Here is a 25,674-nt window from a genome sequence, read left to right on the forward strand (position 1 = left end):
CTCGTCAGTTGGATTACAAGTTTGTAATGGGCAAGCGCGCGTCGGGCGCCTAGCCTGTGCCGATCATTTCCGAGGTGCACCATGCGTTTGCTGGTAGTTGAAGACGAAGCCAAGACCGCGAATTTTCTGGCCAAGGGGCTGGGAGAGTCCGGATTCGCCGTGGACGTGGCCCTGAACGGCCTGGACGGGCGCCATTTCATCGAGCAGCAGGAATACGACCTGATCATCCTCGACGTGATGCTCCCCGGCCTCAACGGTTGGCAGTTGCTGCAGTTGATCCGCCAGCGCGGCGCCACCCCGGTGCTGTTCCTCACCGCCAAGGACGCCATCGAAGACCGGGTTCGTGGCCTGGAGCTGGGCGCCGACGACTACCTGCTCAAGCCCTTTGCCTTCGCCGAACTGCTGGCCCGGGTCCGCACCCTGCTGCGCCGCGGGCCGCTGCGCGAGGCTGAATCCTTCAGCATCGCTGACCTGGAGATCGACGTGCTGCGCCGTCGGGTCAGCCGCGGTGGCCAGCGCATCGCCCTGACCAACAAGGAGTTCGCCCTGTTGCACCTGTTGGCCAGCCGTCAGGGCGAAGTGCTGTCGCGGACCCTGATTGCCTCCCAGGTGTGGAACCTGAATTTCGACAGCGACACCAACATGGTGGAAGTGGCGGTGCGCCGGTTGCGGGCCAAGGTCGACGATCCCTACATGCCCAAGCTGATCCACACCGTGCGTGGCGTCGGCTACCAGCTGGAAGCCCCGGATGAAGCGCTCTAGTTCCATCGCCTGGCGGCTGGCCCTGGCCTTTGCCGCGGTCTGCGCCCTGGTGCTCAGCGTGATCGGGGTGTTCCTCTACCGCTCCCTGGCCGAGGAAATCGCCTACCGCGACGACCTTGCCCTGTTGGGACGTCTGGAACAGGTGCGCGCCCTGCTGCAGGACAGCGACAGCCTGGACGCCCTGCAAGCCCGGCCCCGGCTGTACCAGAACATGCTGGGCAACCAGGAAAGCCTGTTGCTGGTGCTGCGGGCCGATGGCTCGACAGTGATCGGCATCAACCCCCGGCAACAGCGCTTGCCCGAGTTGCTGCCGATTGCCCGTGAGCAGCGCCCGCAACGCCGCGACATCCTCCTCTGGCCGGGCAGCGACCAGATTCCGCTGGCCCTGCTGGCGGGACAGGCCAGCGGCCCCAAGGGCGAGGCCCTGACGGTGATTGCCGGGAAGGTGCTCAGCGAGCGCGAGCAGATGCTCGCCAGCTACCGCCTGCGCCTGTACCTGGCGGTAGGCCTGGGGGCCTTGCTGGCCTTCGCCCTGGGCTTGCTGTTACTGCGTCGGGGCTTGCTGCCGCTGCGCCAGCTCAGCGAGTCGGTGCGCGAGATCGATCTGCGCAGCCTCGACCGGCGCCTGCAGACCACCGGCATTCCCGCCGAATTCCACGAGCCGGTGCAAGCCTTGAACGCCATGCTGGCGCGCCTGGAAGAGAGCTTTCAGCGCTTGTCGCAGTTCTCCGCCGACCTGGCCCATGAAATCCGCACGCCGTTGCACAACCTGTTGGGCAGCAACGGCCTTGCCCTGAACCAGCCGCGTAGCGCCGCGGAGTACCAGGAAGTGCTGGCCTCCAACATGGAGGAGTTCGAGCGCCTGGGACGCATGGCCGAGAACCTGCTGTTCCTGGCCCGGGCCGAGCAGGCCGATGCGGCGCTGGACCGCCAGCTGCTGTCACTCTCGGGCGTCGGCGCGCAGTTGTGCGACTACTTCGAAGCCCTGGCCGATGACCGGCAAATCCGTCTGGAGAACGGTTTTTACGGCGAGCTGCTGGCCGATCAGCAACTGCTGCAAAGGGCCCTCGGCAACCTCCTGGCCAACGCCGTGCGCCACGCCGACGCGGATTCGCTGATCCGCCTGCGGCGCCGCGACGAAGCGGGCTGGTGCTGGCTGCAGGTGCACAACCAGGGCCCGGCGATTGCCCCTGAGCATCTGCCTCGGTTGTTCGACCGCTTCTACCGGGTTGACCCCTCCCGCGCCGAACCGGGGGATTCCGGCGGCCTGGGCCTGGCCATCGTGCGCTCGATCATGCTGCTGCATGGCGGTCAGGTGCGGGTGACCAGTGATGCCCAGGCCACGGTGTTCGAACTGGGTTTTGCGGTTCTTTAACGGTGACCGGATCAACGGGTCAGGCTGCGCGCCACACCGGTTTTCCAGGCCTCGCTCATGGCCTCGGCCATGCCCTTGAAGGTGGGATGGGCCGCGCTATAGACCTGCATCTCGCCCATCGCCTGCGCCATGCCGTGCTCGACCTGTTGCAACAGTTCATGGCTGCGGCCTTCGCTGAGGTTGCAGGCCGTGCGGGCGAAGCGCAGCAGCGCCTGGCGTTTGGGCCAGGCCTTGGAGCCTCCCAGCAATAGCGCCAGGCTGTCCGCCTTGATGTAGACCGACGTGGTCACCAGATCAAAGGCCGGTGCCAGGCTGACGGGGGCTTCCACATCCGTATCGGGGTACAGCACGCCGAAGTTCTTCAGATGGGCATCGCCATTTCTCAGTCCGGCCGACAACGCCACGATCTTGAAGAATGACTCCAGGGCCCGGTTCAGTAGGTGTGGGGAGACAAAGGCCTTGATCTGTTTCGCCGCGCCTTCGTAGGAGCCGTCGTACTTGGCTTTCGCCGGCCAGGCGTTGAGCACGCAGAAATCCTCGAAACCCAGGTAGCCCTGGGCGCTCAGGTCGAAACGTTTGACCACCAGGAACTGGCCATTCTGGCTGAGTTCGATCTCCGGCACCGGCAGGCCTGCATGCAGCGCCGCACGCATGCAGAAGAATTCGTTGGCGGCCAGGTGGGGGTATTGATCTGCGCGGAAAGCCTTCACCAAATGAGTGGCGCCGCGATGGGTCAGGCGTTCGACGCTGTTGCTGCTGTCGCGGATCAGGACTTTGGGCTGCACCCCGGAAACGCCTGAATACTGGCCATAGGTCGCCAATAGATCCTCGAACAGTCCCTCGGCACCGTCATGCACCAACAGGTCCTTCAGGCTGGTTTCCGGCAGGGGCGCCTGGGGTGATTGCGTTGTGCTGATGGCCACCCGACCCAGTTGGTGCGGCCCCACGATCGATAGCAGAGCGAAGTCGTCGAAACCGCGCACCGCCTTGCTGAAACGGCGCAGCAGTTCATCACGCAGCGAACCTTCCGGCAGGTGCATATCGAACACCGGTGGCAGGCCTCGATCCCAGCCATAGCTCGCCAGGCGTGGCGGCATGGTCAGCGAGACCGCGTCGCGGGGCGAGGTGTTGTCGCTGTAGGTAAAAACCGAGTCCGCCTGCGCCTGGCCACGGCCGAGAGTGCCCACCGCCATGCCGGCCACACGGATGTGCAGCCGCTGTTCCTCAGTCATGGAAATGCGCCTGTTTCAGGCTGTCCAGGGTCGGGCGTTGCCGGGGGCGGGGCACGGCGCTGAGCTCGTAGCCAAAACCATTGAGAATGGCTTCGACCTTGCGCAAGCCGATTTCGGTAATGGTGTTGTTTTCAATCCCCGAGATGGTGGCGCGGCTCATGCCGTATTGTGCTGCCAGTGCCTGCTGCGAGAGCTTGCGCTCTTTGCGCAGGGTCCGGATCAGTTGTCCAAGGCTTTCCATGGGATTTATTCCGCATTGTATGCAATGCATTTTTACTAAAAATTATTTAATGCATCCTATTTGATGCATTGTGCAGTGTAGATCGGCAGAGTCTTTTTCGCGGGTTTTTTTACTGGTGGAGGTTGCACCCGTCGCTGCACCTGTAGGAACCGGCTGGCCGGCGCAGGGGCTCAACGCAAACCGTCGCGAAATTGCCCCGGGGTCATCCCGGTCCAGCGCTTGAACGCCCGGCTGAAGCTGCTGGCATCGGCAAAGCCCAGCAGGTAGCTGATTTCGCTCAGGGAGCATTCCAGGTCCCGCAGGTGCAGCAGGGCGAGGTTCTCCCGGCATTCGTTGAGCAGGGTGTCGAAGCGCGTGCCTTCATCCGCCAGGTGCCGTTGCAGGCTGCGCAGGCTCAGGTGCAGGGCCTGGGCGACGCGTTCCGCGGAGGGTTCGCCTTCCGGCAATTGGGCCTCGATCACGCCGCGCACCTTGCGCTCCCAGGTCAGCGGCCGCAGTTGCAACAGGGTGCGCTTGAGCACCGCTTCGTTGTGCTCGGCCAGTTCCGGGTTGGCGTCGTCCAGGTGGCTGTCGAAATCGTGCAGGCCGAATTCCAGGCAGTCGTCGGCCGCGGCAAATTGCACCGGGCAACGAAACACCTTGTGCCATTGGCTGGGGTCTTCCGGGGCGGGGCGCCGCAGTTGCACGGCGAGTGGCGCGTAATCGCGACCCAGGCGGTTGCGGCAGGTGCGCACGTAGATCGCGGCAAAGGCGTCGATGGCCTCGAAGGCCGGTTGCGGCGAGCCTTCGGGCACCTTGAGGAAGAACCGGTAGCGGTCCGCTTCCCGGGTCAGGGCCAGCTCCAGGGCGTCGCTGACCACCTGGTGATAACGCACGATGCGCTCGAAGACTTCCCGCAGGCTGCCGCTGGCCACCAGGGCGTAGCCCAGGGCATGGAAGGTGGTGGGGCTGACAAAGCGCGACACCCGCAGGCCAATGGCCGGGTCGCCGCTGGCCTGCACGGCGAGATGCCACAGGCGGGTGGTGGCCGACAGCGGGTAGCGGGCGTTGGGGTCGTCCATCAATTGCGGGTCGAGTCCGGCCTCGCGGCACAGCGCGCCGCTGTCGAGGTCGAGGGCGTCCAGTTGCTTGCGCAAGGCGCGGGTCCAGCTGGCAAGGGAAGTGGCTTCGGTCATGCGATTGGCGCGTCCGGTCAACAGGTTGGCGTTTACGGCTAGCGCCCGGAGCCGGGGCTCGGGGCAGGATGCACACATCACTGACCAGAGAATGGAATCATGCAAGGTATTTGCGCAAGCCCCGAGCGGATGAACGCACAACAGCGAGCGGCGCACATTCGCCAGGTGGTCCTGGCCCGGGGCGATGAACTGCGCCGGCGCTTTCCCTTGCTGCGGCACCAGGACGCCCTGGGCGCAGGGATTTTGCTATTTGCCCTGTCCGGGATGCTGGGGTCAGCGGCGCTCTATGTCGGTGGCTACCTGACTTGGTGGGCGTGCCTGCTGCTCAACGCGTTCTTCGCGTCCCTGACCCACGAGCTGGAACACGACCTGATCCACAGCATGTACTTTCGCAAGCAGCGCCTGCCCCACAACCTGATGCTGGCGCTGGTCTGGCTGGCGCGGCCGAGCACCATCAACCCCTGGGTGCGGCGCCACCTGCACCTCAATCACCACAAGGTGTCCGGCAGCGAGAGCGATATCGAAGAGCGCGCCATCACCAACGGCGAACCCTGGGGCATCGCCCGCCTGCTGATGGTGGGGGACAACATGATGGCGGCCTTCATCCGCCTGCTGCGGGCGCCGGGGGCCAAGCACAAGCTGCGCATCCTCAGCCGTACCCTGGCGGTGTACGCGCCGCTGGCCCTGCTGCACTGGGGCGCCTGGTACCTGTTCCTCGGTTTTCATGGGGCCAATGGCGTCGCCGCGTGGCTCGGCAGCCCGATCCAGTGGTCACCGGACACCCTGGCGCTGATGCACGGCATCGATATCGCCGTGGTGGTGATCATCGGTCCCAACGTGCTGCGCACCTTCTGCCTGCACTTCGTCAGCTCCAACATGCACTACTACGGCGATATCGAACCGGGCAACGTGATCCAGCAGACCCAGGTGCTCAACCCCTGGTGGATGTGGCCGCTGCAGGCCTTCTGCTGCAACTTCGGCAGCACCCACGGCATCCACCATTTCGTGGTCAAGGAACCCTTCTACATCCGCCAGCTGACGGCGCCGGTCGCACACAAGGTGATGGCCGAGATGGGCGTGCGCTTCAACGATTTCGGCACCTTTGCCCGGGCCAACCGCTTTCATCCCGTGGAGCAGGTGGCGACGCAACCTGCGCGTAACGCCCGGGTTTGAGGGGGCGGACTGTCTTTCTGGTTAAATATCCAAGGATCGATGACGTTAAGCCAAGGTCACGCGGCGCCGGGAAACGCCCGGAATCCGCGAAGGGGCAACGACAGTGCGGTAAGGCGATTGATCGCCGTTGCCTTGATGAGTGTGGGCAGCGTGTCGCTGGCCGACTCGGTGGTGGAAGGCCGCGACGAGGCGCTGGCGCTGAGTATCTTGAAGCATCTGGAAGTGAACGGTTTTCGCAATTCCTTGAGGCCGCGGCACTACCCGGACGGCACCACGCTGGGCCAGACGCCCTATCGGATCTACGAGAAGGATGCAGGCGCCGAGGGCACCTACAACGCGACGGACGAAGAACAAAGCTGGGTCTACAGCGTCAGGGTGATGGAGCGGGGGAGCCAGGGCATCACCATCTGTTTTGTCGACCAGAACCTGCACGGTAGCTACCTGGCCGCTTCGCCGTTGCGGGTCGAGAAAAACCGGGCGGGGCATTACGTTGTGGTCAAGGAACTGCCAACAACCCCGGCCTGCCGCATCACCCGAGGCTGAGGCCAGCGCCGACACAGGCCCGCTCTTGCACGGTCCGGTTTGTAGCCAGCTCCTACAAGCTCAATCCGGCTGGAACGGCGATTCGCTGAGGATCACCCCGGTTTCATCCACATAGCGCTGCCATTCCTCCAGCAGCGTGCGCAGTTTGTCCGGTTGGCTCTGGGCCAGGTCGTGAATCTCCCCCGGGTCCTGGCCCAGGTCATACAACTGCCAGGTCGCCGGGCCCACCGGCCCGGGGATGTACACCGCCTTCCACTGGCCCTGGCGAATCGCCCGGCGGCCGAACAGCTCCCAGCCGGTCACCGTGTGCTGGTCATGCACCTGGGCGGTTTCGCCGGAGAGAAAGCCCAGCCAGGACTTGCCCCGCAGCGGCGCCACGTCGCGCCCGCGCCAGCGCTTGCCGGGGTGGCGCACGCCGGCCAGGTCGAGCAGGGTCGGGGTGATGTCCATCACCGTGCCGAAGCCGTGGCTGACCTGCCCCTTGAGCGGCAGTTGCGGGTAATGCAGCAGCGCCGGCACGCGAATTCCGCCCTGGGTGGTGAAGGCCTTGAACAGCCGCGACGGCGCGGTGGCCGCCTGGGCCCAGGCCGGGCCGTACCAGACGTAGGAGTTGGCCCGGCCGATGTTCTCCAGGCGGTTGTCGTAGTGCTGGTTGAGGTAGGTCAAAAGCTCCGGGCCGAACTTGGGAAAGGCCTCCAGCAGCGCGCCCTCGGCGCCGTTGTCGGACATGAACAGGATCAGGGTGTTGTCCAGTTGCCCCTGCTGGCGCAGGTAATCCACCACCCGGCCGATGTTCCAGTCCATGCGCTCGACCATCGCTGCATACACCTCCATGGCCCGCGCCGAAACCTGCCGCTGCTCTTCGCTGAGGGCATCCCACTCGGCGTTCAGGTTGATCAGCGGATGGGGCTCTATCGCGGCATCGATCAGGCCCAGGGCCTTGAGTTTTTCCAGGCGCTCGCGGCGCAGCACCTCGGGGCCGGCGTCATAGCGGCCGCGGTACTTAGCGACAATCTCCTCGGGGGCCTGCAGCGGCCAGTGGGGCGCCGAGAACGGCAGGTAGGCGAAGAACGGCCGGCTCTGGTCGCGCTCCTTCAGGTATTGCAAAAGCTTGTCGCCGAAGGCGTCGGAGGAATAGAAATCCGCCGGCAGTTCATCGATGAAACGGTCGTCCTCGATGTACAGCGCCGGAGTGGATTTCAGCAGCCCGGGGGTGTGCTCATCGTAGGTGGGCTCGAAGCCGTAGTGATTGGCCGCCCCCGGCAGCAGCGAGAACGAACGCTCGAAGCCCCGGGCATGGGGCGCGCGTTCGGCGGTCAGCCCCAGGTGCCACTTGCCGCTCATCAGGGTCTGGTAGCCGGCTTCGCGCAGCAGCTCCGGCAGGGCCACCACGCGATCATTGAGGTAACCCTCGTAGCCCGGCTTGCCGATCAGTTCGGGGGTCAGGGCTTCGGCCATGGTGCCGATCCCGGCGATGTGATGGTCGGTGCCGGTGAGCAGCATGGAGCGGGTCGGCGAGCAGGTCGGGGCGGTGTGGAAATCGGTCAGGCGCAGGCCGTTGAAGGCCAGGGCGTCGAGGTTCGGCGTGGCGATCTCGCCACCGAAGGCGCCGAGGTCGGAGAAGCCCAGGTCATCGGCCAGGATCACTAGAAAGTTGGGGCGTTGCGGCATCGCGGCACTCCTGTTCAGCAAGCAATGAAGGTCAAGGGCAGGTCGCGGATCTGCACCGGCTGCGGTGCCTGGTAGTGATCATCGCGGGTGAGTTCGTGGAGCAGTTCTTCGCGCAGTTGGTGGAAGTCGAAAGCGCTGCGCTGGCGCGGGTGCGCCAGGGCCACCTCGACCACGCGCTTGATGCGGCCCGGACGCGGCTCCATTACCACCACCCGGTCGGCGAGGAAGATCGCTTCCTCGACATCGTGGGTCACCAGCACCGTGGTGATCCTGGCCCGCTCGCGGATCGCCAGCAGTTCGTCCTGCATCTGCTGGCGGGTCAGGGCATCGAGGGCGCCGAAGGGCTCGTCCAGCAGCAGGATGCGCGGGCTGGCCACCAGCCCACGGGCAATGGCCACCCGCTGCGCCATGCCGCCAGAGAGCTGATGGGGATAGGCCCGGGTGAAGTCCTTGAGCCCTACCAACTCGATGAAATCGTCGATCCGCCGCTGGCGCTCGGCGGCGCTCAAGGGTTCGTTGACCAGGCCCAGGCCGATGTTCTCGGCCACGGTCAGCCAGGGAAACAGGCGGTGCTCCTGGAACACAATGCCGCGTTCACTGCCGATACCGCTGACGGTTTGGCCGTCGACCCGGATCTCGCCGCGAAACTCGGTGTCCAGGCCGATCAGCAGGCGCAGCAGGGTGGACTTGCCGCAGCCGCTGGAACCGACGATGGCGACGAACTCGCCCTCGGCGATGTCCAGGTTGAATTCGCGGATCGCCTCCACCTCGCCACCGGCGACGGCGAAGCTCTTGCCCACGTGATTGAAACTGACCAGGGGTGCGTTCATGCGTGTCTCCAGCGGGTGGCGCGGGTTTCGAGTTGTTGGCCCAGCAGGTTGAGCAGGGCCCCGGTCAGGCCCACCAGGAGCATGCCGGCCATGATCAGGTCCATGCGCAGCAGTTGCTGGGCGCTGATCATCTGGCTGCCGATGCCGCCATTGGACGGCATGAAATATTCCGCGCCGATGGTGCCCATCCAGGCGTAGATCAGGCTGATGCGCAGGCCGGCGAAAATCCCCGGCGCCGCGCCGGGTAGCACCAGCCGGCGCAGGCGTTGCCAGAGGTTCAGGCGCAGTACCTGGGCGGCCTCCGCCAGTTGCGGTGACAGCTGGGCAACGCTGCGCTGGGTGGCGATGAACAATGGGAAGAAGGCGGCCAGGGCGACGAACACCCACTTGGCCAGTTCCCCCAGGCCGAACCAGGCGGTGAGCAGCGGCACCCAGGCGAAAATGGCGATCTGGCGGATGGCGGCCAGGGTCGGTCCCAGCAGCCGTTCAGCGAGGCGCGACAGCCCCAGCAGCAAGCCCAGGACCAGGCCCAGCCCGCCGCCCAGGGCCAGGCCGCCCAGGGCGCGTCCCAGGCTCAGCCCCATGCCCCCGAGCAAGCTGCCGTCCCGCAGGCCGTCGACGGTGGTGCCCAGCACCATCAGCGGGCTCACCAGAATATTGGCGTCCACCCATTGCCCTGCGCTCGCCACTTGCCACAGGGTCAGCAAAGCCAGGGGCAGCAGCCAGGGTTGCAGGCGCTGCCAGCCCTGGTAGCGCGGACCGCGGCGCAGAGCGGCGGTGGCCGGGTGCGGCCAGTGCACCAGGGTGCGATCCAGCCAGCCGATGCCGCGGTCCATGCACACCCCCAGCACGCCGATCACCAGGATGCAGACGAAGACGATATCCAGCATGAACAGTTGCCGCGCCCAGACCATCAGGTAACCGATGCCTTCGCTGGAGGCCAGCAGCTCCACCGCCAGCAACGAAGTCCAGCCGGTGGCCAGGGCCAGGCGTACCCCGGCCATGAAGGCCGGCAGCGCGGCGGGCAGCACCAGGCGGCGGATCAGCAAGGCTGGGGGTAGGCGCAGCACCGTGGCGGCCTCCCGCAGTCTGGGCTGGGCGTCGCGCACGCCCACCAGCGTATGCAAGGTCACCGGCACCACCACGGCCTTGACCAGCACCACCAGCTTGAGCACTTCGCCGATGCCGAAAAACACCATGAACAGGGGAATCCAGGCCAGGGTCGGAATCTGCGCCAGGGCGCCGAAGGTGGGGTACACCAGACGCTCCAGGCGCCGGCTAAAGCCCAGGGCGCCCCCCAGCAGGGCACCGGCGGCGATGCCGGCCAGCAAGCCCCAGAACAGCCGTTGCAGGCTGATCGCCAGGTGGCTCCACAGCTCGCCGCGGCCCAGCTCCAGGGCGCTGCTCCAGACCAGGGCCGGGGCCGGCAGGATCTGTTCGCTCATCCACAGGTTGCGGCTGGCCAGCCACCACAGGACGAACAGGCTCAGGGGCAGCAGCCAGGGCAGCAGGCGCTGATGGATTGCGGGCCAGCCCGGGCGTCCGGTGGACGGTGCCGCCAGGGGCAGGCTGAGCAGGGAAACACGGGCCATGGATGACCTCCGTCGTCGGGTGCTGCATGGCGTGGGTCGATGCCGTAGGCGCTGGCTTGTCAGCGAATAAGGGCTGGCGGGCCTCTTCGCCGGCAAGCCGGCTCCTAGCTGTTATGCATTTGTGGTCTATTAAGGTTCTTATCGATTCTATTAAGAGATAAGAAAGGCCATTTAAGGCTTCTGGCCGACACGCATCCAATGCATTTGAAGAATATTTTTCATGCATTTCATGCATGTTCCCGGGGATGCCCGTGGGTCCTGATTTATTCGAATGAGTTATTAAAATGTGAATTTATAGTATTTAAAGGTTGATCGATTCCGTGCCTACCTTCTGCTCCTCACAGCCTTTGCCATCAGGAGCCGCACCCATGAACCTTCCCTTCAAACGCGTCATCAGCCTGTTCGCCGCGCCGGCCCTGGCGGGACTGCTGGGTTGCCTGCCGCTGCTGGCCCAGGCCGCCGAGCTCAAGGAAATCCGCATCGCCGTGCCCGACCTCAGCGCCGGCACCCAGCACAGTGGCGGCGGGGTGGTGGACGTGCTGCGTCAGCAACAGATCTTCGAAAAGGCTTTTGCCGACCAGGGCATCCAGATCCAGTGGAATTTCTTCAAGGGCGCCGGGCCGGTGATCAACGAAGCCTTCGCCAACGGCCAGGTGGACCTGGCCTATCTCGGCGACCTGGCGGCCATCATCGGCAAGTCCAACGGCCTGGATACGCGCTTGCTCAGCGCCTCGGCCCGTGGGGTCAAGCATTACCTGGGGGTGGTGCCGGGCTCGGGGATCAAGACCCTGGAAGACCTCAAGGGCAAGCGCGTGGCGGTGTTCCGGGGCACCGCCACCCAGCTGTCGTTCGACGCGGCCCTGGCCAGCCGGGGCCTGAGCGAGAAGGACCTGAAAGTGGTCAACCTCGACTTCAACGCGGCGGTGGCGGCCCTGGCGGCCAAGCAGATCGACGCCTCCTGGGGCAGCACCGGGCTCTCGGCCCTGCGCAGCAAGGGGCTGGCCGAACTGCCCCTGAGCACCAAGGACCTGGGCGGCGCCGGCAGCGTGCAGAGCGTGCTGGTGGGCGCCGGCAAGTTTGTCGACGAGCACCCCGAGGCCGTGGAAAAACTGCTCAAGGCCCAGCAGCAGGCCGTAGAGTGGCTGACCCAGGACAGCAACAAGGACGCCTATATCCAGCTGGTGTCGGGCCTGGCCAGCTACCCGCCGGTGATCTTGCAGGAAGACCTCAAGGACCAGCGCCTGAGTGAAATCTTCCCCTCGACCCTGGACCCGGTGTTCCTCGGCAAATTGCAGGACTCGGTGGACCTGGCGGCCAAGGAAAGGTTGATCCGCAAGCCGTTCAAGGTGGAGGCCTGGGTTGCCCCGCAACTCGCCGCCGCCGGCCTGTAACCTCCTCCCTGTAGCCGCTGCCGCAGGCTGCGCCCGGCACCGCAGGGGCCGCTGTGGCCGGCAACGCGGTTTATCTGGAAGAACCGGGTGCCTCTTGCGCCGACTGCGTCGTCGTTCGCAGCCTGCGGCAGCGGCTACAAGGCTGCGTTCGGCATCGTGGGGGCCGCTGGGGCCGGCGACGCGGTTTATCTGGAAGAACCGGGTGCCGTCTTGCGCCGACTGCGTCGTCGTTCGCAGCCTGCGGCAGCGGCTACAAGGCTGCGTTCGGCACCGTGGGGGCCGCTGTGGCCGGCAACGCGGTTTATCTGGAAGAACCGGGTGCCGTCTTGCGCCGACTGCGTCGTCGTTCGCAGCCTGCGGCAGCGGCTACAGGGTTAGACGGCGATGCTGTGGGTTTGCTGGTCGACCGCCACCAGCACTTCGATCAACTTGCGCGCCGCTGGCGACAGGCGAAAACCGCTGCGGCTGACGATGCCGCAGCGGGCATTCAGGCTTTCGATGTTCTGCGGCAGGTTGCGCCAGTGCAGCAGCACCAGCGACCCCTGCTCGATGTCTTCGGCGAAGGCCTCGGCGGTGCCCACGCCAATGGCATTGGACTGGCGGACGATCTTCACCAGCGCTGGAAAGTGTTCAGTCTCGATGGTCGGTGAAAAGTCGATGCGTCCGCTGAGGTTGGCCAAAAGCTTGCGAATCCCCGGAGGGATCAGGGTGGTGGCCAGGGGGTAGTCGAACATGTCGTTGGTGGACAGGCTTTCCTTGGCCAACAGCGGGTGCCCGGGGCGGCAGAAGAACACCCCGCGCTTGGGCGTCAGCGCCTGGGTCTGGTAGTTCGGATCGGCTTCGAAATGGCGGATGTCGGCGATGAAGAACTCGATCTCTTCGCGGTTCAGGCTGCGGCTGAGTTTCTCCCAGTTATCCACGGCAAAGCAGGTGCGCACCTTGGGGTGGGCGCTGCTGAACTGCGCCACCGCGTCGGGCACCAGCTTCACCGCCGGCGCCGGACCGCAGCCGAAGCGCACCTCGCCGGCATCGAGCTTGGTCATCTGGGTCACTTCGCTGCTGAGCAAGGCCGCGCCCTGCACCAGGCTCAAGGCGTGCTGCAGCACCACCTGGCCTTCCGGGGTGGGGCGCAGGTCCTTGTTGCCACGGTCCACCAGTACGCAGCCGAACTCCTGCTCCAGGCCCTGGATACTGCGGCTGAAGGCCGGCTGGGTGATGCCCATCGCGTCGGCGGCACGGACAAAACTGCGGTGTTCATTGAGGGCGATGAAGTAACGCAATTGGCGAAGATCCATATGCTTTCCCGGCATCCGAAAAATAGCTCGAAGGCATTTGCGACGAGTGAGGAATGAGGTTTTAAATGCAAGCTCTTATTCCGTCAACGAAGCATGTGCTTATCTATTAGATCCAAATTGAATATAGATAGAGCGTTGTTTCGCGGCGGTTCCAACCGTAAGCAGTCGATGAGGGTGTACCTGATGAGCAATGCCGCCTTAGCCGTTAAACCCGCTGTTGATGCCCTTGAGATCCACCCGGTGGCCGGTCGCATCGGCGCCGAGATCCGTGGCGTGCAACTGTCCGGCGACCTCGACGCCGCCACCGTGGACGCCATCCAGCAGGCGCTGGTGCAGTACAAGGTGATCTTCTTCCGTGGCCAGACCCACCTCGACGACCAGAGCCAGGAAGCCTTCTCCCACCTGTTGGGCGAGCCGGTGGCCCACCCCACCGTGCCGGTGCGCGACGGCACCCGCTACCTGTTGGAACTGGACGGCGCCGAGGGTCAGCGGGCCAACTCCTGGCACACCGACGTGACCTTCGTCGACGCCTACCCGAAAGCCTCGATCCTGCGTTCGGTGGTGGCCCCGGCCGCAGGCGGCGACACGGTGTGGGCCAACACCGCCACCGCCTACAACGAACTCCCGGCGGAACTGCGGGAGCTGGCGGACAAACTCTGGGCGGTGCACAGCAACGAATACGACTACGCCGGGGCCAAGCCCGATGTCTCGGCGGAGAAGCTGGAGCGCTACCGTAAAGTGTTCACCTCCACCGTATTCGAGACGGAACACCCGATCGTCCGCGTGCATCCCGAGAGCGGCGAAAAGAGCCTGGTGCTGGGGCATTTCGTGAAGCGCATCAAGGGCTATTCCCAAGCCGATTCGGCGCACCTGTTCAACCTGCTGCAAAGCCACGTGACCCGCCTGGAAAACACCGTGCGCTGGCGCTGGAGCGCCGGTGACGTGGCGATCTGGGACAACCGCTCGACCCAGCATTACGCCGTGGACGACTACGGCACCCAGGACCGCATCGTGCGCCGCGTGACCCTCAAGGGCGACGTTCCGGTGGGCGTGCATGGCCAGCGCAGCCAGACCATCAAAGGCCTCTGACCCGCCCCCTCAAGCCCCTACGGGCATTTACCCGATGCACCTGCCCATATTGTAGGAGCTGGCTTGCCAGCGAAGGCGTCCCTGAGAGCGCTGCAATACTTGAGGGCCTCTTCGCCGGCAAGTCGGCTGGGGGTTACCACACGCCGATCTGCACCAGCTTTTCGCTTTCCGGCTCGCCGTAGCGAAAACGCTGGCCCCGCAGGTCGATCTCTTCATGGCTGATGGTGGTGCGGCGTTTCAGGCCGCGCAGCCATTCCAGCAGATACCCCAGGTGTTCTTCACGCACCGCGGCGTAGGCCGGGTCGGCCCCCAGGTCATGCAGCTCCTGGGGGTCGTTGCGCAGGTCGAACAGCTGTGGGCGAAAGCCGTCGTAGGCCAGGTACTTCCAGCGTTCGCTGCGCACCATGGTCATGCGGCAACGGTCGATGGGCTGGCCCAGGCGCTCCCGGGCCGGGGCCTGGAAGGCGTAGTCGTATTCGCTGATGGCGTAGCGGCGCCAGTCCGGTGTCGCGCCGTGCAGCAGCGGGATCAGCGAGCGGCCTTCCAGGCGATGTTCGGCCCCCGGCAGGCCCAGGGCGTCGAGGAAGGTTGGCAGGGCGTCGATGGTTTCCACCAGGCGCTCATCCACGCTGCCACGGCGGCTGTCCGCCGCCGCCCGCGGGTCGCGGACAATCAGCGGCACGCCCACCGCCGGCTCCAGCAGGAACTCCTTTTCCCCCAGGTAGTGGTCGCCGAGGAAGTCGCCGTGGTCGCTGGTGAAGACGATCAGGGTGTCGTCCCAGCGGCCATTGCTCTGCAGGACATCCAACAGCCGGCCGAGCTGGTCGTCCACCTGTTTGATCAGGCCCATGTAGGTCGGCACCACGTTCAGGCGCACTTCATCCCGGGAAAAGTTCAGGCTCTCTTCATGCTGGCGGAAGGCGGCGTAGACCGGGTGATCGCTGAGCTGCCCGGGCGCGGCGCGCACCGCCGGGATGACCTGCTCGGGGCCATACAGGGCGTGGTAGGGCGCGGGGGCGATGTAGGGCCAGTGCGGCTTGATGTAGGACAGGTGCAGGCACCAGGGTTGCTCGCCCTGTTCGCTGATGAAGTCGATGGCGCGGTCGGTGGTGTAGACGGTTTCCGAATGTTCCTCGGCGACCCGGGCCGGCAGGTGCGCGTTGCGCATCTTCCAGCCGCTGAGGATCTGCCCCTGCTCGCCGGCCCCGGCGTTGGCCCAGTCGTGCCAGGGGTTGAGCCCGTCGTAGCCGAGGTTGCGCAGGTAATGGGTGTAGGGCGCGGCATCGCGCTTGTCGTCGAAGATCGGGTCGTCGGGGTAGATGCCGTCGTGGCGCAAGTAGGGCTCGAAGCCGACCTCGTTGAGCGCCTCGGCCTGGGGGCTGTCGGGGTCGATGGCCAGGCGCTGCAAGGCGTCGAGGTTGGGCGTGGCGTGGGTCTTGCCCACCAGCGCGGTGCGGATGCCGTGGGGCCGCAGGTAGTCGCCCAGGGTCAACTCTTCCAGGGGCAGGGGCACGGCGTTCCAGGCCACCTGATGGCTGCTGACATAGCGCCCGGTGTAGGCCGACATGCGCGACGGGCCGCAGATGGTGCCCTGGGTGTAGGCGCGGCTGAAGCGCACCCCGGCGGCGGCCAGACGGTCGATGTTCGGGGTGTGCAGGTGCGGGTGGCCGTAGCACGAGAGGTAATCCCGGCGCAGCTGGTCGCACATGATGTAGAGCACGTTGCGCACGGGGGAAGGGGTATTGGACATGGGGTTCACCGAGGGGAAGACAGGCGCGTTTTTTCGCCTCCGGCGGGGCCTCCCGGCAAGCGCATTTGCCGAATAGTTTCGATGCAGGGCGTGCATCGCTCAGGTCCTTGTAGCCGCTGCCGCAGGCTGCGACCGGCCGCGCAGCGGCCGCCGGGGATTTGCCGTGGATGGCCGGGGCGAGGACTGCGTCCTCGTTCGCAGCCTCGCAGGCTCGGCAGCGGCTACGGGTGCAAGTGCAGGGGGCGAGTGTCGGGGCAGGACGCCAGTCAGGGGCTCAGACGGCCAGGTTGTCGAGGGACGGCAGCGCTTCGTCCTGTTCGTCGATGGCCTTGATCTCTTCGATCATCGCCGCCGCCAGGGGCGAGAGGCGGTATCCGGCGCGGCTGACGATGCCGTAGCGGGTGTAGAGCTCTTCCAGGTCGTCGGCCAGGCCGTCGATCTTCAGGCACACCAGTTCGCCCTTGGCGTTGTGCAAGGCGTCGCTGTAGGAGCCGACGATGCCGATGGCGTCCGAGCGCATGACCACGCCCAGCAGGCTGTAGCTGTTTTCGCATTCCACGTTGGGCGTGAAGTCCGGCTTGCCGCAGAGGTCGACAATCACCTTGCGCAGGTTCGGCGGGCGGATGGTCACCGCCAGCGGGTAGCTCATCAGCTCACTGGCGCTGACGCTGTCGCGCTGAGCCAACGGATGCCCGGCGCGGCAGCAGAAATGCCATTTGCGCGGGCGCAGGCGCTGGGTCAGGTAATCCGGGTCGGCCTCGAAGTGGCGGGTGTCGGCCACGAAAAATTCGAACTCTTCGCTGAGCAGGCGCTTGCTCAGGCTTTGCCAGTCATCCACCTGAAACTGTACCCGGGCCTTGGGGTAGCGCCCGATAAAGCTGCCGATGGCCCGGGGGATCAAGCCCGAGGCCGGCGCCGGGCCGCAGCCGAAACGCAACTCTCCCGCCTCCAGGCCATTGAACTGGCTGATTTCGTTGGCCATCTGCTGGGCCCCGCTGACCAGCCGACGCGCATGTTCCAGCAGTAACTGGCCCTGCTTGGTCGGCGCCAGGTCCTTGCGCCCGCGATCCACCAACTGGCAGCCGACGCTGTGTTCCAGGGCCTGGATGCTGCGGCTGAAGGCCGATTGCGAGAGGTTCACCGCCGCCGCGGCCGCGACAAAGCTGCGCTGTTCGGCGAGGGCGATGAAGTGACGGAGCTGGCGCAGATCGATATGCATTTTTCACATAAAAAATATCGGGGAAATGCATTGGCTATGCATTAGGTCGACTCCTTATAAAGGCAATCTCTTATGCAGTAAATCTTTGTAAAAACATAAATAAATAACTTTAAGGAATATACGAGGCTGTATATTTTCTGACCAGGAGCCGCCCATGAGCCCGTTGTCCCTCGCTTCACCCCTCTCGCCCCGGCGGCTCAAGCGCCTGCCCCTGGCGCTGTTGCTGGCCGGCAGCGCGAGCTGGACGCCGACCTGGGCCGAAGAGGCCTCGGCGCCGGCCACCGCGTCGGCCAAGAGCAGCGCCAACAAGACCCAGGCCGACGATGGCCAGTTGCAAACGGTGACCGTGACCGCCCGGCGCCGCGAGGAAAGCTCGCAGAGCGTACCCACCCCCATGAGCGTGGTCAGCGGCCAGGCCCTGGAGAGCCAGCGGGTCTATCGCATCCAGGATCTGCAGCAGCTGGTGCCCAGCGTCAACGTCGCCTACATGCATGCGCGTCAGTCCAGCGTGTCGATCCGCGGCCTGGGCAACAACCCGGCCAGCGATGGCCTGGAAGGCAGCGTCGGGCTGTACATCGACAACGTCTACCTGGGAAGGCCGGGGATGGCGGTGTTCGACCTGATGGACATCGAGCAGCTGGAAGTGCTGCGCGGTCCCCAGGGCACCCTGTTCGGCAAGAACACCACCGCCGGGGTGATCAACATCAGCACCCGGGCGCCGAGCTTCACCCCGGAGCGCAGCATCGAAACCTCCCTCGGCGAGGACGGCTACTTCCAGACCAAGGGCACGATATCCGGGCCGCTGAGCGATGAGCTGGCCGGGCGTTTTTCCGCCTACCGCACCCGCAGCGACGGCGACATCAAGAACGAATTCGACGGCCATGACCTCAATGGCGGATCGCGCCAGGGCTTTCGCGGGCAACTGCTGTACAAGCCCAACGACAGCTTCAACCTGCGCTGGATCGGCGACTACAACGAAGAGGACTCCAGCGCCGGCACCCGGGTGCTGTACAGCACCGGGCCGACCATCAACGGCACCAACGTCTACGAGTCCCGCGCGGCGGCGGCCGGGGCGACCCTGGTCAACGGTTCGCACCGCAAGGTCAACCTGGACAACGACCAGCACGTCACGGTGTTCCAGGGCGGCACTTCGCTTGAGGCCAACTGGACCCTGCCCAGCGATTTCACCCTGACCTCGGTCAGTTCCTACCGCTGGTGGAACTTCACCCCGCGCAACGACGACGGCCTCAACGTGCCGGCCAGCTACAACGCCGGGGTGTCGGTGGAGGACAAGCAGTGGTCGCAGGAATTCCGCCTGGCCTCGCCCACTGGTGGCTTCTTCGACTACGTGCTGGGCGCCTACTACTTCGGCTCCGACCTGGACAACAAATCCTTCGCCTATTACGGGCCCAAGGCGGACATCTGGAACGGCACCCCGGCCGGGGCCCTGAGCAACGTCACCAGCATCGGCAACGGCCATATCCAGACCAACAGTTTCGCCCTGTTCGCCCAGGGCACCTGGCACCTGACCGAGCGCCTGGATTTCACCGCCGGGCTGCGCGGCACCTACGAGGAAAAAAGCGCCTGGGTCAGCCGCAACGCGCCGCTGGGTGGCGCCGCGGTGGCCGGTGCCGCCGCCAACGCCCGTCGCGGTCGCGCCGGAGCCTATGATTCGGGCGACCTCAACCAGTACAGCACCAGCCCTTCGGGCCTGCTCAACCTCAGCTACCGCTTCACCGATGACCTGCTGGGCTACGCCACCCTGTCCCACGGCGAGAAGTCCGGCGGGGTCAACCTGGCGGTGGGCTCGGCGCCGACCGCCGGGGCCGACTCGCTGCTGATCGGCACCGAGCGCGCCAACAACGCCGAGCTGGGGTTCAAGAGCACCCTGTGGGACCGCCGCCTGCAACTCAACGCCAACCTGTTCTGGACCCAGGTCAACGGCTACCAGACCAACGCCTACGACAATGCCAACCGCGTGCAGTACCTGACCAACGCCGGGTCGGTGCGCTCGCGCGGAGTGGAGGTGGAAAGCACCCTGGTGCCGATTCGCGGCCTGACCCTGAACCTCAACGGTTCCTACAACGACGTGCGCTACCTGTCCTACAAGGATGCGCCGTGCCCGCCGGAAGTCAGCCTGCGCCCGGGAGCACCGGCCTCCTGCGACCTCAGCGGCCACCAGGTGGTGGGCGCCTCGAAATGGATCGGCAACGCCAACGGCGAATACAAGTGGAACCTGGACAACGGCCTGGAAGAGTACGTCACCGCCAGCTACGCCTTCCGCTCCAAGGCCGTGGGCACCGTGGAAGATTCCGAATACGGGCAGATCCCCAGCTACGCCGTGGTCAACCTCTCCACTGGCCTGCGCGGCAACTACGAACAGGGCCAGTGGGACGTCTCGCTGTGGCTGAAGAACGCCTTCGACAAGACCTACTACACCACCCTCTGGACTGCCGGCAACGGCGGTTACGAGGGCCTGCTGGGCACCCCGCGAACCCTGGGCGTGACCGGACGCTACGACTTCTGAAACCCGGTTTCACGTATCTCGCGCCGGGTCCGCCGGCGCCCTTCGACCTGAACAGGAGTGCTCGTCATGCTGCGTGTCAAAAGCGTTTTGCCCTGGCTGATTGCCGCCACCCTGCTGGCTTCGGCGGTGCAGGCCGCCCCCAGCGTCTACCCCACCGGAGTGACCCGCTACGATCCGGCCAGGGCCTATAACCAGTACGTGATCTTCAGCGGCGCCGACAAACAGACGCACTTGATCGACATGAACGGCAACGAGGTGAAGCACTGGCCGCAAGCCGGTTTCCCCTCGGCCATCATCGACCCGCAACTGGTGAACGGCGAGCGCGGCCGGGTGCTGTTGCAGCTCAAGGACAAGGAGCCCGGGCCCCTGGGTTCGGCGGGCAATGGCCTGGGCAACCAGAGCGTCGGCGAGCTGGACTGGAACGGCAAGGTGCTCTGGCAATGGGGCGACCAGGCCCCGGGCGGCGCCGCCCAGCAGCACCACGACCAGCGCCGCCTGGGCAACGGCAACACCCTGGTGCTGGCCAACAAGGTGCACAAGGTGGCGGGGTTCAAGGTGCCCCAGGTGATCGACGATGCGATCTATGAGGTCAGCCCCGACGGCCAGGTCAAATGGCAGTGGCTGGCCTCCGAGCACCTCAAGGAATTCGGCTTTACTCCGGCGCAATTGAAGCTGGTGTACGGCAGCGACAACCCGGACTACCTGCACATCAACAACCTCAGCGTGGTCGGCCCCAACCAGTGGTTCGACGGCGGCGATAAACGCTTCGCCCCGGACAACCTGCTGATCGATTCACGCAACGCCAACTTCATCGCCATCCTCGACAAGCACAGCGGCAAGGTGGTCTGGCGCCTGGGGCCGAACCTGGCGCCGATCAACCCGAAGACCGCGGCCAAGGTGCCGCGCCCGGTGGACCAGTTCGTCGGCCAGCATGACGCCCACATCATTCCCGCTGGTTTACCGGGCGCCGGGCACCTGCTGGTGTTCGACAACCAGGGCACGGCCGGCTACCCTTCGGTGCCTTTGGGGCTGATCGCCGGTTCCCGGGTGCTGGAGATCGACCCGATCAGGAACGAGATCGTCTGGCAGTACAGCGCCGCCAGTTCCCGGCAGCCGGGCTGGGCCTTCTACAGCTCGTTCATCAGCAGCGCACGGCGTTTGCCCAACGGCAACACGCTGATCGACGAGGGCATGAACGGACGCTTCTTCCAGGTCACCGCCGGCGGCGAGATCGTCTGGGAATACGTCAGCCCCTACCTGGGCAAGGCCCCGGGCAGCGAGGCCGTCAGCAACTGGGTGTACCGCGCCTTGCCGGTGAGCTACGACTGGGTGCCCCAGGGCACACCGCGTTCGGAAACCGCGGTGAGCGTGCCGGAGTCGGGGCTGAAACCGGCCAGCGCCAGCGCGGGGATCTGAGCTGGAGGCCGTGCCGTGGCCCGGCTTGGGTCGGGCTGGCGCCCTAGCGGGAGCAAGCTCCCTCGCCACCAATGAGGTGCGGGAGTTGCTCTGGGCTGGGCCTCAGAAGTAGAAGAACAGGCCGGTGTCCCGTTCCAGGGCCAGGCGATTCAGGGCGATGAGCCTGTGGATAAGTTCATCCTCCGCTGTCGCGGTCCGGGTGAGGATCGACAGCGCCGTGGTCAGGGCGGCCCGACCCTGGATCGAGGCGTCTTCGTAGTCGTCGATCAGGGGGCCCAGGGCGCGGTTCAAACGCGGTAGCAGGTCGCTGCGGGACAGCAGCGCCCACTGTTCCGGGGACAGCGCCAGTTCCTCCAGGTCGCCCGGCAGGCACTGGTCCAGGTCCAGGCGCTGCATGGCGGCCTTGCTAGTGGGCACCACTATCCATTTCTGCGGTGCGCTCATGGCTGCCACAGCTCGACAAAGGCCTTGAAGTCGGCGGCCACCGGGTAGCGGCTGGCGCTCTCGGGATCGAAGATTTCCACCGCCACGCCCGGGCTGTTGAAGTCCAGGCAAATCAGCAGGCCGCCGGCATCCCGGGCAATCGCCAGGCAGCCTGCAGGCAGTCCCGGCACGCGGCCAGGGCTGGCGTACCAGAGCAGGGTCCAGGGCTGGTTGCTCAGGCCGAACTCGAAGAACTCGCTGATGCAGGTGTAGTCGTTGCCATAGGGGAAGGTGCCGATCCCCGGGGTGGCGGCCGCGGCGTATTGCACCAGCTCCAGGTACAGCGCCGGAAACTCAAGGCCGAGGCGTTGCTGCACCTGGGCGATCAGTTGTTCGTCCACCGCCGATCCGGGTTCGATTTCCCAGGCAGTCCAGTCCAGGGGCATGTTCGACCTGCGCCTTGTCGTTGAGGGGGCTGCGCCCGCGCGAGGGGGATCGGGCGGGCGGCGAGGGGCGATTGTAAGCGTGTCGCTTGGTGCGCGGTAGGCGCTTAGTTGCAGCTGTGGCCTTCGGGCAGGGTGACGGTGTATTTGCGCTGCACCCGGTTTTTGAAATCCAGGTTGTCCAGGCTTTCCTGCACCAGGAAATCCTCGACCTTGGCGTCCTGGCAATCCTCGTTGTAGGACGAGGCCCGTAGCAGGAACACGGTGCGCCGGCTCTGCTCGTCCTTGGCCTTGATATTGAAGGTCGACAGGGTGGTGTAGCCGGTGCGCTCCGAGGAGCCGATGGCACGGTAGGACATCGTTGGGGTGCTGGTGCACACGGTCTGTTGGTTCTTGCCGGGCATGCACGTGGTTTTAGTGCTGCTGGGCACCTGGCCGTAGTCGGTGGCGGTGTAGCGGTAGCTGGTCTTTTTACTGCCCACGTCCAGGGCAATGTTCATGCGAAACGGCGGGTGGTTTTTCGGCAACGACGACTCGGTATACACCTGGGTGAAACCCATGCCGTGCAGGGCAGCGACCATGTCGCGCAGGTAGTAGCTGGCCTTGAGGCCCTGGGCGTCCTTGGCGCTGTTGACGGTCACCAGCACTGGAGCCTTGGGGTCGAAGTAATAGTCTTGGGCCGGGGTGGCGTCGATGGCCACTTCGAGTTTGTTGGCGCAGCCGGTCAAAAGCAGGACGAACAGAAACAGCGGGCAGAGCAGGTAGCGAGTCATGAATAAGCCATTGTGCAACGTGAGGAATGGATAAGGCTTTAACGATCGAGACTCGGTTTGAACAAACGCGGGGGATTACGCAGGCTCGCTGGCCTGATACTCCAGCAGGTCGCCGGGTTGGCAGTCGAGTGCAGCGCAGAGTTTGTCCAGGGTCTCGATTTTCATCCCCTTGACCTTGCCATTTTTCAGCAACGACAGATTCGCCTCGGTAATGCCCAGGATGGCGGCCAACTCTTTGGAGCGAATCTTGTTTTTAGCCATGACAACGTCAAGCCGAACGATAATGGTCATCTCATTGTTCTATATGTAGTGACTGTGCTCATCACTGAGGACTTTGGCGTCGCGCATGATAATGGAAAACGAGCAGAGCAAGATTCCTTTGACCACCTCGTAGGCCGCGTAGGACGAGAAGCCCGCGGAGATCTGCAGGATGCGCTGGCCGGGCGGCAGGTCGAGGGACAGGGCCAGGCCTTGCAGGGTTTCCATCATCGGGAAAGTCGCCGGGGCGACGATCCACAACATGCCCACGCGCCAGAGGATGCGGATGTTGCGATCGCTCCAGGTTTCGCCGCGCGACAGGCGCAGGAAGAACACCCCGGTCAGGTACAGGGCGAAGCTCGACAGCAGCAGGGGCAGGAAGTCGAGAATCACCAGCAGGGTGAAGCTTGCCGACGACAGCTTGAAATCGGCTTCCAGCAGGCGGGGCGAGTGGTCGGCGAAGACGCTGAGCAGGGCGCCCAGGACCTGGTCCTTGTTGTAGATCCACATTCCGGCATTGCCACCGACCTCGACGACACCCATGACCCAGGCCAGGATCGCGGCCAGCAGGCCGACCCGTCGCAAGCGGTATTGGGCTGAGCCATTCATTTGGGGGTTCATGCGTCATTCCTTGCAAAACTTGGGGGTGGCGAATTATTGATAAAAAATTATCGAATTACAATAATTTATTTCTCTAGGATTGTTCTCGTCTAGCCGCCTGGAATGATGTTGTGGCGAGGGAGCCTGCTCCCGCTCGGGCGCGTAGCGGCCGTAAAACCTGTGCTTGAGACCGTCAGGGAGTACATATCCACTATCGAAGCCTTTCACCCGCCGCCACGGAGTGTGAGCCCCACCGCGTCCCTTTGATTTTTCGCCATGTTAGGTATACGTTACATTCAATCAATTTTGTTGCGTATACAGAACATGGACTACCTTCTTATCACCGCGCGCCTTGGCGAGCAGGTTCGCCAGCGCCGCCTGCATCGTGGCCTGACCCAAGCCAGCCTGGCCGCCTTGGCCGGCGTGACCCGGCAGAAGGTCATCGCCATCGAGCGGGGCGACTTGTCGGTGGGCATGGCGGCCTATGCGCGGGTGCTGGGAGCCCTGGACTGTGAATTCACCCTGGTGCCTGCCGCGATGCCCACATTGGACGAGATCCAGGGAGTGTTCGACTGATGGCCACGGTGCTGCAGGTAGCCACCCCGGCCGGTGAGAGCGGGAAAATCCACCGTGGTGCTGGCGATTATCTGTTTCGCTATCACGATGATGCCCGGGTGCAGGCGGCAATCAGTCTGCTGATGCCCGTGCGGCTGGATGAATACCGTTATCGGGAGTTGCACCCGATCTTTCAGATGAACCTGCCCGAAGGCTATGTGCTGGAGCAACTGCGCAACCGCCTGGCCAAGGTGGTGAAGGTCGACCCGATGTTGCTGCTGGCGCTGTCCGGCAGCAGCGCGCCGATCGGGCGGGTCGCGGTCAGCTCGCCCGAAGTCGATGGGCTGTTGCAGCGACAGCAGTTTCCTGGGGAAAAACTGCAGGAAATCCTCGCGTGGGATGGCGCCGAGGACATTTTTGCCGACCTGGTGGACCGCTACATCCTGCGTGCCGGGATATCTGGCGTGCAGCCCAAGGTGATGGTGCCGGAGCGGCATGACGCCGCGTCGCAGCGTTTTATCTCGAACACCTCAGAGTTGATCATCAAGAGCGGCCGGGATGAGTTTCCGGGGTTGGCGATCAATGAATTCCTGTGCATGTCGGTGGCCAGGGAGGCGGGGATGGCGGTGCCCGAGTTCTACCTCTCCGATAACGCCAAACTGTTCGTCATGCGCCGCTTCGACCGGGACGAGCAGCTCGGTTGCCTGGGGTTTGAAGACATGGCGGCGTTGATGGGGCTGGGTGCGGAGCAGAAATACAGCAAGAGCTATTCGGCCATTGCCAAGGCCGTTCGCCTGTTCTGCCCGCCTGAGCAGGTGCCGGGTTCACTGGCGCAGTTGTTTGCCATGGTCAGCCTGAGCTGCATGGTGGGGAATGGCGATGCCCACCTGAAGAACTTCGGGTTGTTGTATTCCGATCCTGGCCAGCGCGATGCACGGCTAGCGCCGGCCTACGACATCGTCAACACCACGGCCTACATCCCGCAGGACGTGCTGGCCCTGGATCTGCTGGGCAACAAGTCCCTGTTTGCTTCGCGGCAGGGGTTGCTGGAGTTCGCCAAGGTCTGTGATGTGGCTCGTCCGCAAGAGGTCATTCGTGGGCAGTTGGACGCACTGGAGCGGGTGTTGAGCCGATCGGCCGAATGGGGCGAACGGGCACCGCATGTCGTCGCGGCGATCCGGCACTGTGCCGAGCCGTTTATGAAAACCTTTGGCTAGTGCCCGCGTTTGGCCATCGTGTCTAAGGGGGCAGGCAGATCAGAATCCGACGGCAGCCTACCGGCGGGCCTATCTCTGTCGTCCTCCACGTTCCCTGTAGCCGCTGCCGAGCCTGCGAGGCTGC

Annotated in this window: 24 protein-coding genes; 10 read left to right on the plus strand and 14 right to left on the minus strand. The window is 64.8% G+C overall.

The annotated features are described in order from the left end of the window. The first annotated feature begins 81 nt into the window (after positions 1-81). A complete protein-coding gene (locus Q8O96_RS18835; RefSeq protein ID WP_102862591.1) occupies positions 82-762 on the plus strand; it encodes a heavy metal response regulator transcription factor in 681 nt (226 codons plus the stop codon). Beyond that, a complete protein-coding gene (locus Q8O96_RS18840) occupies positions 749-2,137 on the plus strand; it encodes a heavy metal sensor histidine kinase (RefSeq protein ID WP_305949217.1) in 1,389 nt (462 codons plus the stop codon). The genes Q8O96_RS18835 and Q8O96_RS18840 overlap by 14 nt, the downstream gene beginning before the upstream one ends. A gap of 11 nt (positions 2,138-2,148) precedes the next feature. Here Q8O96_RS18840 and Q8O96_RS18845 read toward each other — a convergent pair whose 3' ends face one another. The 3 genes from Q8O96_RS18845 to Q8O96_RS18855 form a co-directional block, all read right to left on the minus strand. Next, positions 2,149-3,369 carry a type II toxin-antitoxin system HipA family toxin gene (locus Q8O96_RS18845; RefSeq protein WP_305949218.1) on the minus strand — a complete coding sequence of 407 codons (1,221 nt, stop codon included), beginning with the start codon at positions 3,367-3,369 and terminating at the stop codon, positions 2,149-2,151. Continuing rightward, positions 3,362-3,610: a helix-turn-helix domain-containing protein gene (locus Q8O96_RS18850; protein ID WP_102862594.1), complete on the minus strand. Its 249-nt coding sequence runs from the start codon at positions 3,608-3,610 to the stop codon at positions 3,362-3,364. Before Q8O96_RS18850 ends, Q8O96_RS18845 begins: the two co-directional genes overlap by 8 nt. A gap of 170 nt (positions 3,611-3,780) precedes the next feature. Continuing rightward, complete coding sequence (locus Q8O96_RS18855) at positions 3,781-4,785, minus strand: AraC family transcriptional regulator (protein ID WP_207166874.1); 1,005 nt, start codon at positions 4,783-4,785, stop codon at positions 3,781-3,783. 99 nt (positions 4,786-4,884) lie between these two features. Between Q8O96_RS18855 and Q8O96_RS18860 the strand changes: the two genes are divergently transcribed. Both Q8O96_RS18860 and Q8O96_RS18865 read left to right on the plus strand, forming a co-directional pair. Further along, complete coding sequence (locus Q8O96_RS18860; RefSeq protein ID WP_305949219.1) at positions 4,885-5,958, plus strand: fatty acid desaturase; 1,074 nt, start codon at positions 4,885-4,887, stop codon at positions 5,956-5,958. Between the two features lie 117 nt (positions 5,959-6,075). Then, positions 6,076-6,501, plus strand: coding sequence for a hypothetical protein (locus tag Q8O96_RS18865; protein WP_305949220.1), 426 nt, complete (start codon positions 6,076-6,078; stop codon positions 6,499-6,501). Between the two features lie 60 nt (positions 6,502-6,561). Here the strand turns inward: Q8O96_RS18865 and Q8O96_RS18870 are convergent, their stop codons facing one another. Genes Q8O96_RS18870 through Q8O96_RS18880 form a run of 3 tightly spaced genes read right to left on the minus strand, consistent with a single transcriptional unit; the run spans position 6,562 to position 10,594 of the window. Then, positions 6,562-8,172, minus strand: a complete 1,611-nt coding sequence (locus Q8O96_RS18870) for an arylsulfatase (protein WP_305949221.1) — start codon at positions 8,170-8,172, stop codon at positions 6,562-6,564. Positions 8,173-8,186: 14 nt separating this feature from the next. Beyond that, positions 8,187-9,002 carry an ABC transporter ATP-binding protein gene (locus tag Q8O96_RS18875; protein WP_305949222.1) on the minus strand — a complete coding sequence of 272 codons (816 nt, stop codon included), beginning with the start codon at positions 9,000-9,002 and terminating at the stop codon, positions 8,187-8,189. After that, complete coding sequence (locus Q8O96_RS18880) at positions 8,999-10,594, minus strand: ABC transporter permease (protein ID WP_305949223.1); 1,596 nt, start codon at positions 10,592-10,594, stop codon at positions 8,999-9,001. The genes Q8O96_RS18875 and Q8O96_RS18880 overlap by 4 nt, the downstream gene beginning before the upstream one ends. Before the next feature lie 368 nt (positions 10,595-10,962). On the opposite strand from Q8O96_RS18880, the gene Q8O96_RS18885 reads away from it, so the two are divergent. Then, the gene (locus Q8O96_RS18885) at positions 10,963-11,985 is read left to right on the plus strand and encodes an ABC transporter substrate-binding protein (RefSeq protein WP_060836980.1); all 1,023 of its coding nucleotides are present in this window, start codon (positions 10,963-10,965) and stop codon (positions 11,983-11,985) included. Positions 11,986-12,359: 374 nt separating this feature from the next. Here the strand turns inward: Q8O96_RS18885 and Q8O96_RS18890 are convergent, their stop codons facing one another. Then, complete coding sequence (locus tag Q8O96_RS18890; protein WP_305949224.1) at positions 12,360-13,280, minus strand: LysR family transcriptional regulator; 921 nt, start codon at positions 13,278-13,280, stop codon at positions 12,360-12,362. A 183-nt stretch (positions 13,281-13,463) separates the two neighbouring features. Here Q8O96_RS18890 and Q8O96_RS18895 point away from each other — a divergent pair, with 183 nt between their 5' ends. Then, positions 13,464-14,369 carry a TauD/TfdA family dioxygenase gene (locus tag Q8O96_RS18895; RefSeq protein ID WP_060841860.1) on the plus strand — a complete coding sequence of 302 codons (906 nt, stop codon included), beginning with the start codon at positions 13,464-13,466 and terminating at the stop codon, positions 14,367-14,369. Between the two features lie 133 nt (positions 14,370-14,502). Here Q8O96_RS18895 and Q8O96_RS18900 read toward each other — a convergent pair whose 3' ends face one another. Next, a complete protein-coding gene (locus Q8O96_RS18900) occupies positions 14,503-16,119 on the minus strand; it encodes an alkaline phosphatase family protein (protein WP_305949225.1) in 1,617 nt (538 codons plus the stop codon). Between the two features lie 274 nt (positions 16,120-16,393). After that, positions 16,394-17,338 carry a LysR family transcriptional regulator gene (locus Q8O96_RS18905; RefSeq protein ID WP_060842144.1) on the minus strand — a complete coding sequence of 315 codons (945 nt, stop codon included), beginning with the start codon at positions 17,336-17,338 and terminating at the stop codon, positions 16,394-16,396. A 154-nt stretch (positions 17,339-17,492) separates the two neighbouring features. Here Q8O96_RS18905 and Q8O96_RS18910 point away from each other — a divergent pair, with 154 nt between their 5' ends. Together Q8O96_RS18910 and Q8O96_RS18915 are read left to right on the plus strand one after the other, a co-directional pair. Further along, entirely contained in the window at positions 17,493-19,865 is a 2,373-nt protein-coding gene (locus tag Q8O96_RS18910) for a TonB-dependent receptor (protein WP_305949226.1), read from the plus strand. A gap of 66 nt (positions 19,866-19,931) precedes the next feature. Then, positions 19,932-21,281 carry an aryl-sulfate sulfotransferase gene (locus Q8O96_RS18915; protein ID WP_102862605.1) on the plus strand — a complete coding sequence of 450 codons (1,350 nt, stop codon included), beginning with the start codon at positions 19,932-19,934 and terminating at the stop codon, positions 21,279-21,281. Between the two features lie 102 nt (positions 21,282-21,383). Here Q8O96_RS18915 and Q8O96_RS18920 read toward each other — a convergent pair whose 3' ends face one another. The 5 genes from Q8O96_RS18920 to Q8O96_RS18940 form a co-directional block, all read right to left on the minus strand. Further along, positions 21,384-21,725: a hypothetical protein gene (locus tag Q8O96_RS18920; RefSeq protein WP_205413453.1), complete on the minus strand. Its 342-nt coding sequence runs from the start codon at positions 21,723-21,725 to the stop codon at positions 21,384-21,386. Beyond that, positions 21,722-22,150, minus strand: coding sequence for an SMI1/KNR4 family protein (locus Q8O96_RS18925; protein WP_205413454.1), 429 nt, complete (start codon positions 22,148-22,150; stop codon positions 21,722-21,724). The genes Q8O96_RS18920 and Q8O96_RS18925 overlap by 4 nt, the downstream gene beginning before the upstream one ends. A 104-nt stretch (positions 22,151-22,254) precedes the next feature. Next, complete coding sequence (locus Q8O96_RS18930; protein ID WP_102862607.1) at positions 22,255-22,920, minus strand: hypothetical protein; 666 nt, start codon at positions 22,918-22,920, stop codon at positions 22,255-22,257. Positions 22,921-22,995: 75 nt separating this feature from the next. After that, positions 22,996-23,211 (minus strand): helix-turn-helix transcriptional regulator, encoded by a 216-nt coding sequence (locus Q8O96_RS18935; protein WP_016963103.1) that lies wholly within the window; start codon positions 23,209-23,211, stop codon positions 22,996-22,998. A 9-nt stretch (positions 23,212-23,220) separates the two neighbouring features. Continuing rightward, on the minus strand, positions 23,221-23,799 hold the full coding sequence (locus Q8O96_RS18940; protein WP_060842147.1) for a hypothetical protein: 579 nt from the start codon (positions 23,797-23,799) through the stop codon (positions 23,221-23,223). Positions 23,800-24,102: 303 nt separating this feature from the next. Here Q8O96_RS18940 and Q8O96_RS18945 point away from each other — a divergent pair, with 303 nt between their 5' ends. Both Q8O96_RS18945 and Q8O96_RS18950 read left to right on the plus strand, forming a co-directional pair. Beyond that, entirely contained in the window at positions 24,103-24,354 is a 252-nt protein-coding gene (locus Q8O96_RS18945) for a helix-turn-helix transcriptional regulator (RefSeq protein ID WP_016963101.1), read from the plus strand. Further along, positions 24,354-25,550: a type II toxin-antitoxin system HipA family toxin gene (locus Q8O96_RS18950; protein ID WP_305949227.1), complete on the plus strand. Its 1,197-nt coding sequence runs from the start codon at positions 24,354-24,356 to the stop codon at positions 25,548-25,550. The genes Q8O96_RS18945 and Q8O96_RS18950 overlap by 1 nt, the downstream gene beginning before the upstream one ends. Positions 25,551-25,674 lie beyond the last annotated feature (124 nt).

Origin of the sequence: Pseudomonas sp. LPH60, from assembly GCF_030718165.1 — a bacterium.
GTDB classification, from domain to species: Bacteria; Pseudomonadota; Gammaproteobacteria; order Pseudomonadales; family Pseudomonadaceae; genus Aquipseudomonas; species Aquipseudomonas danubii.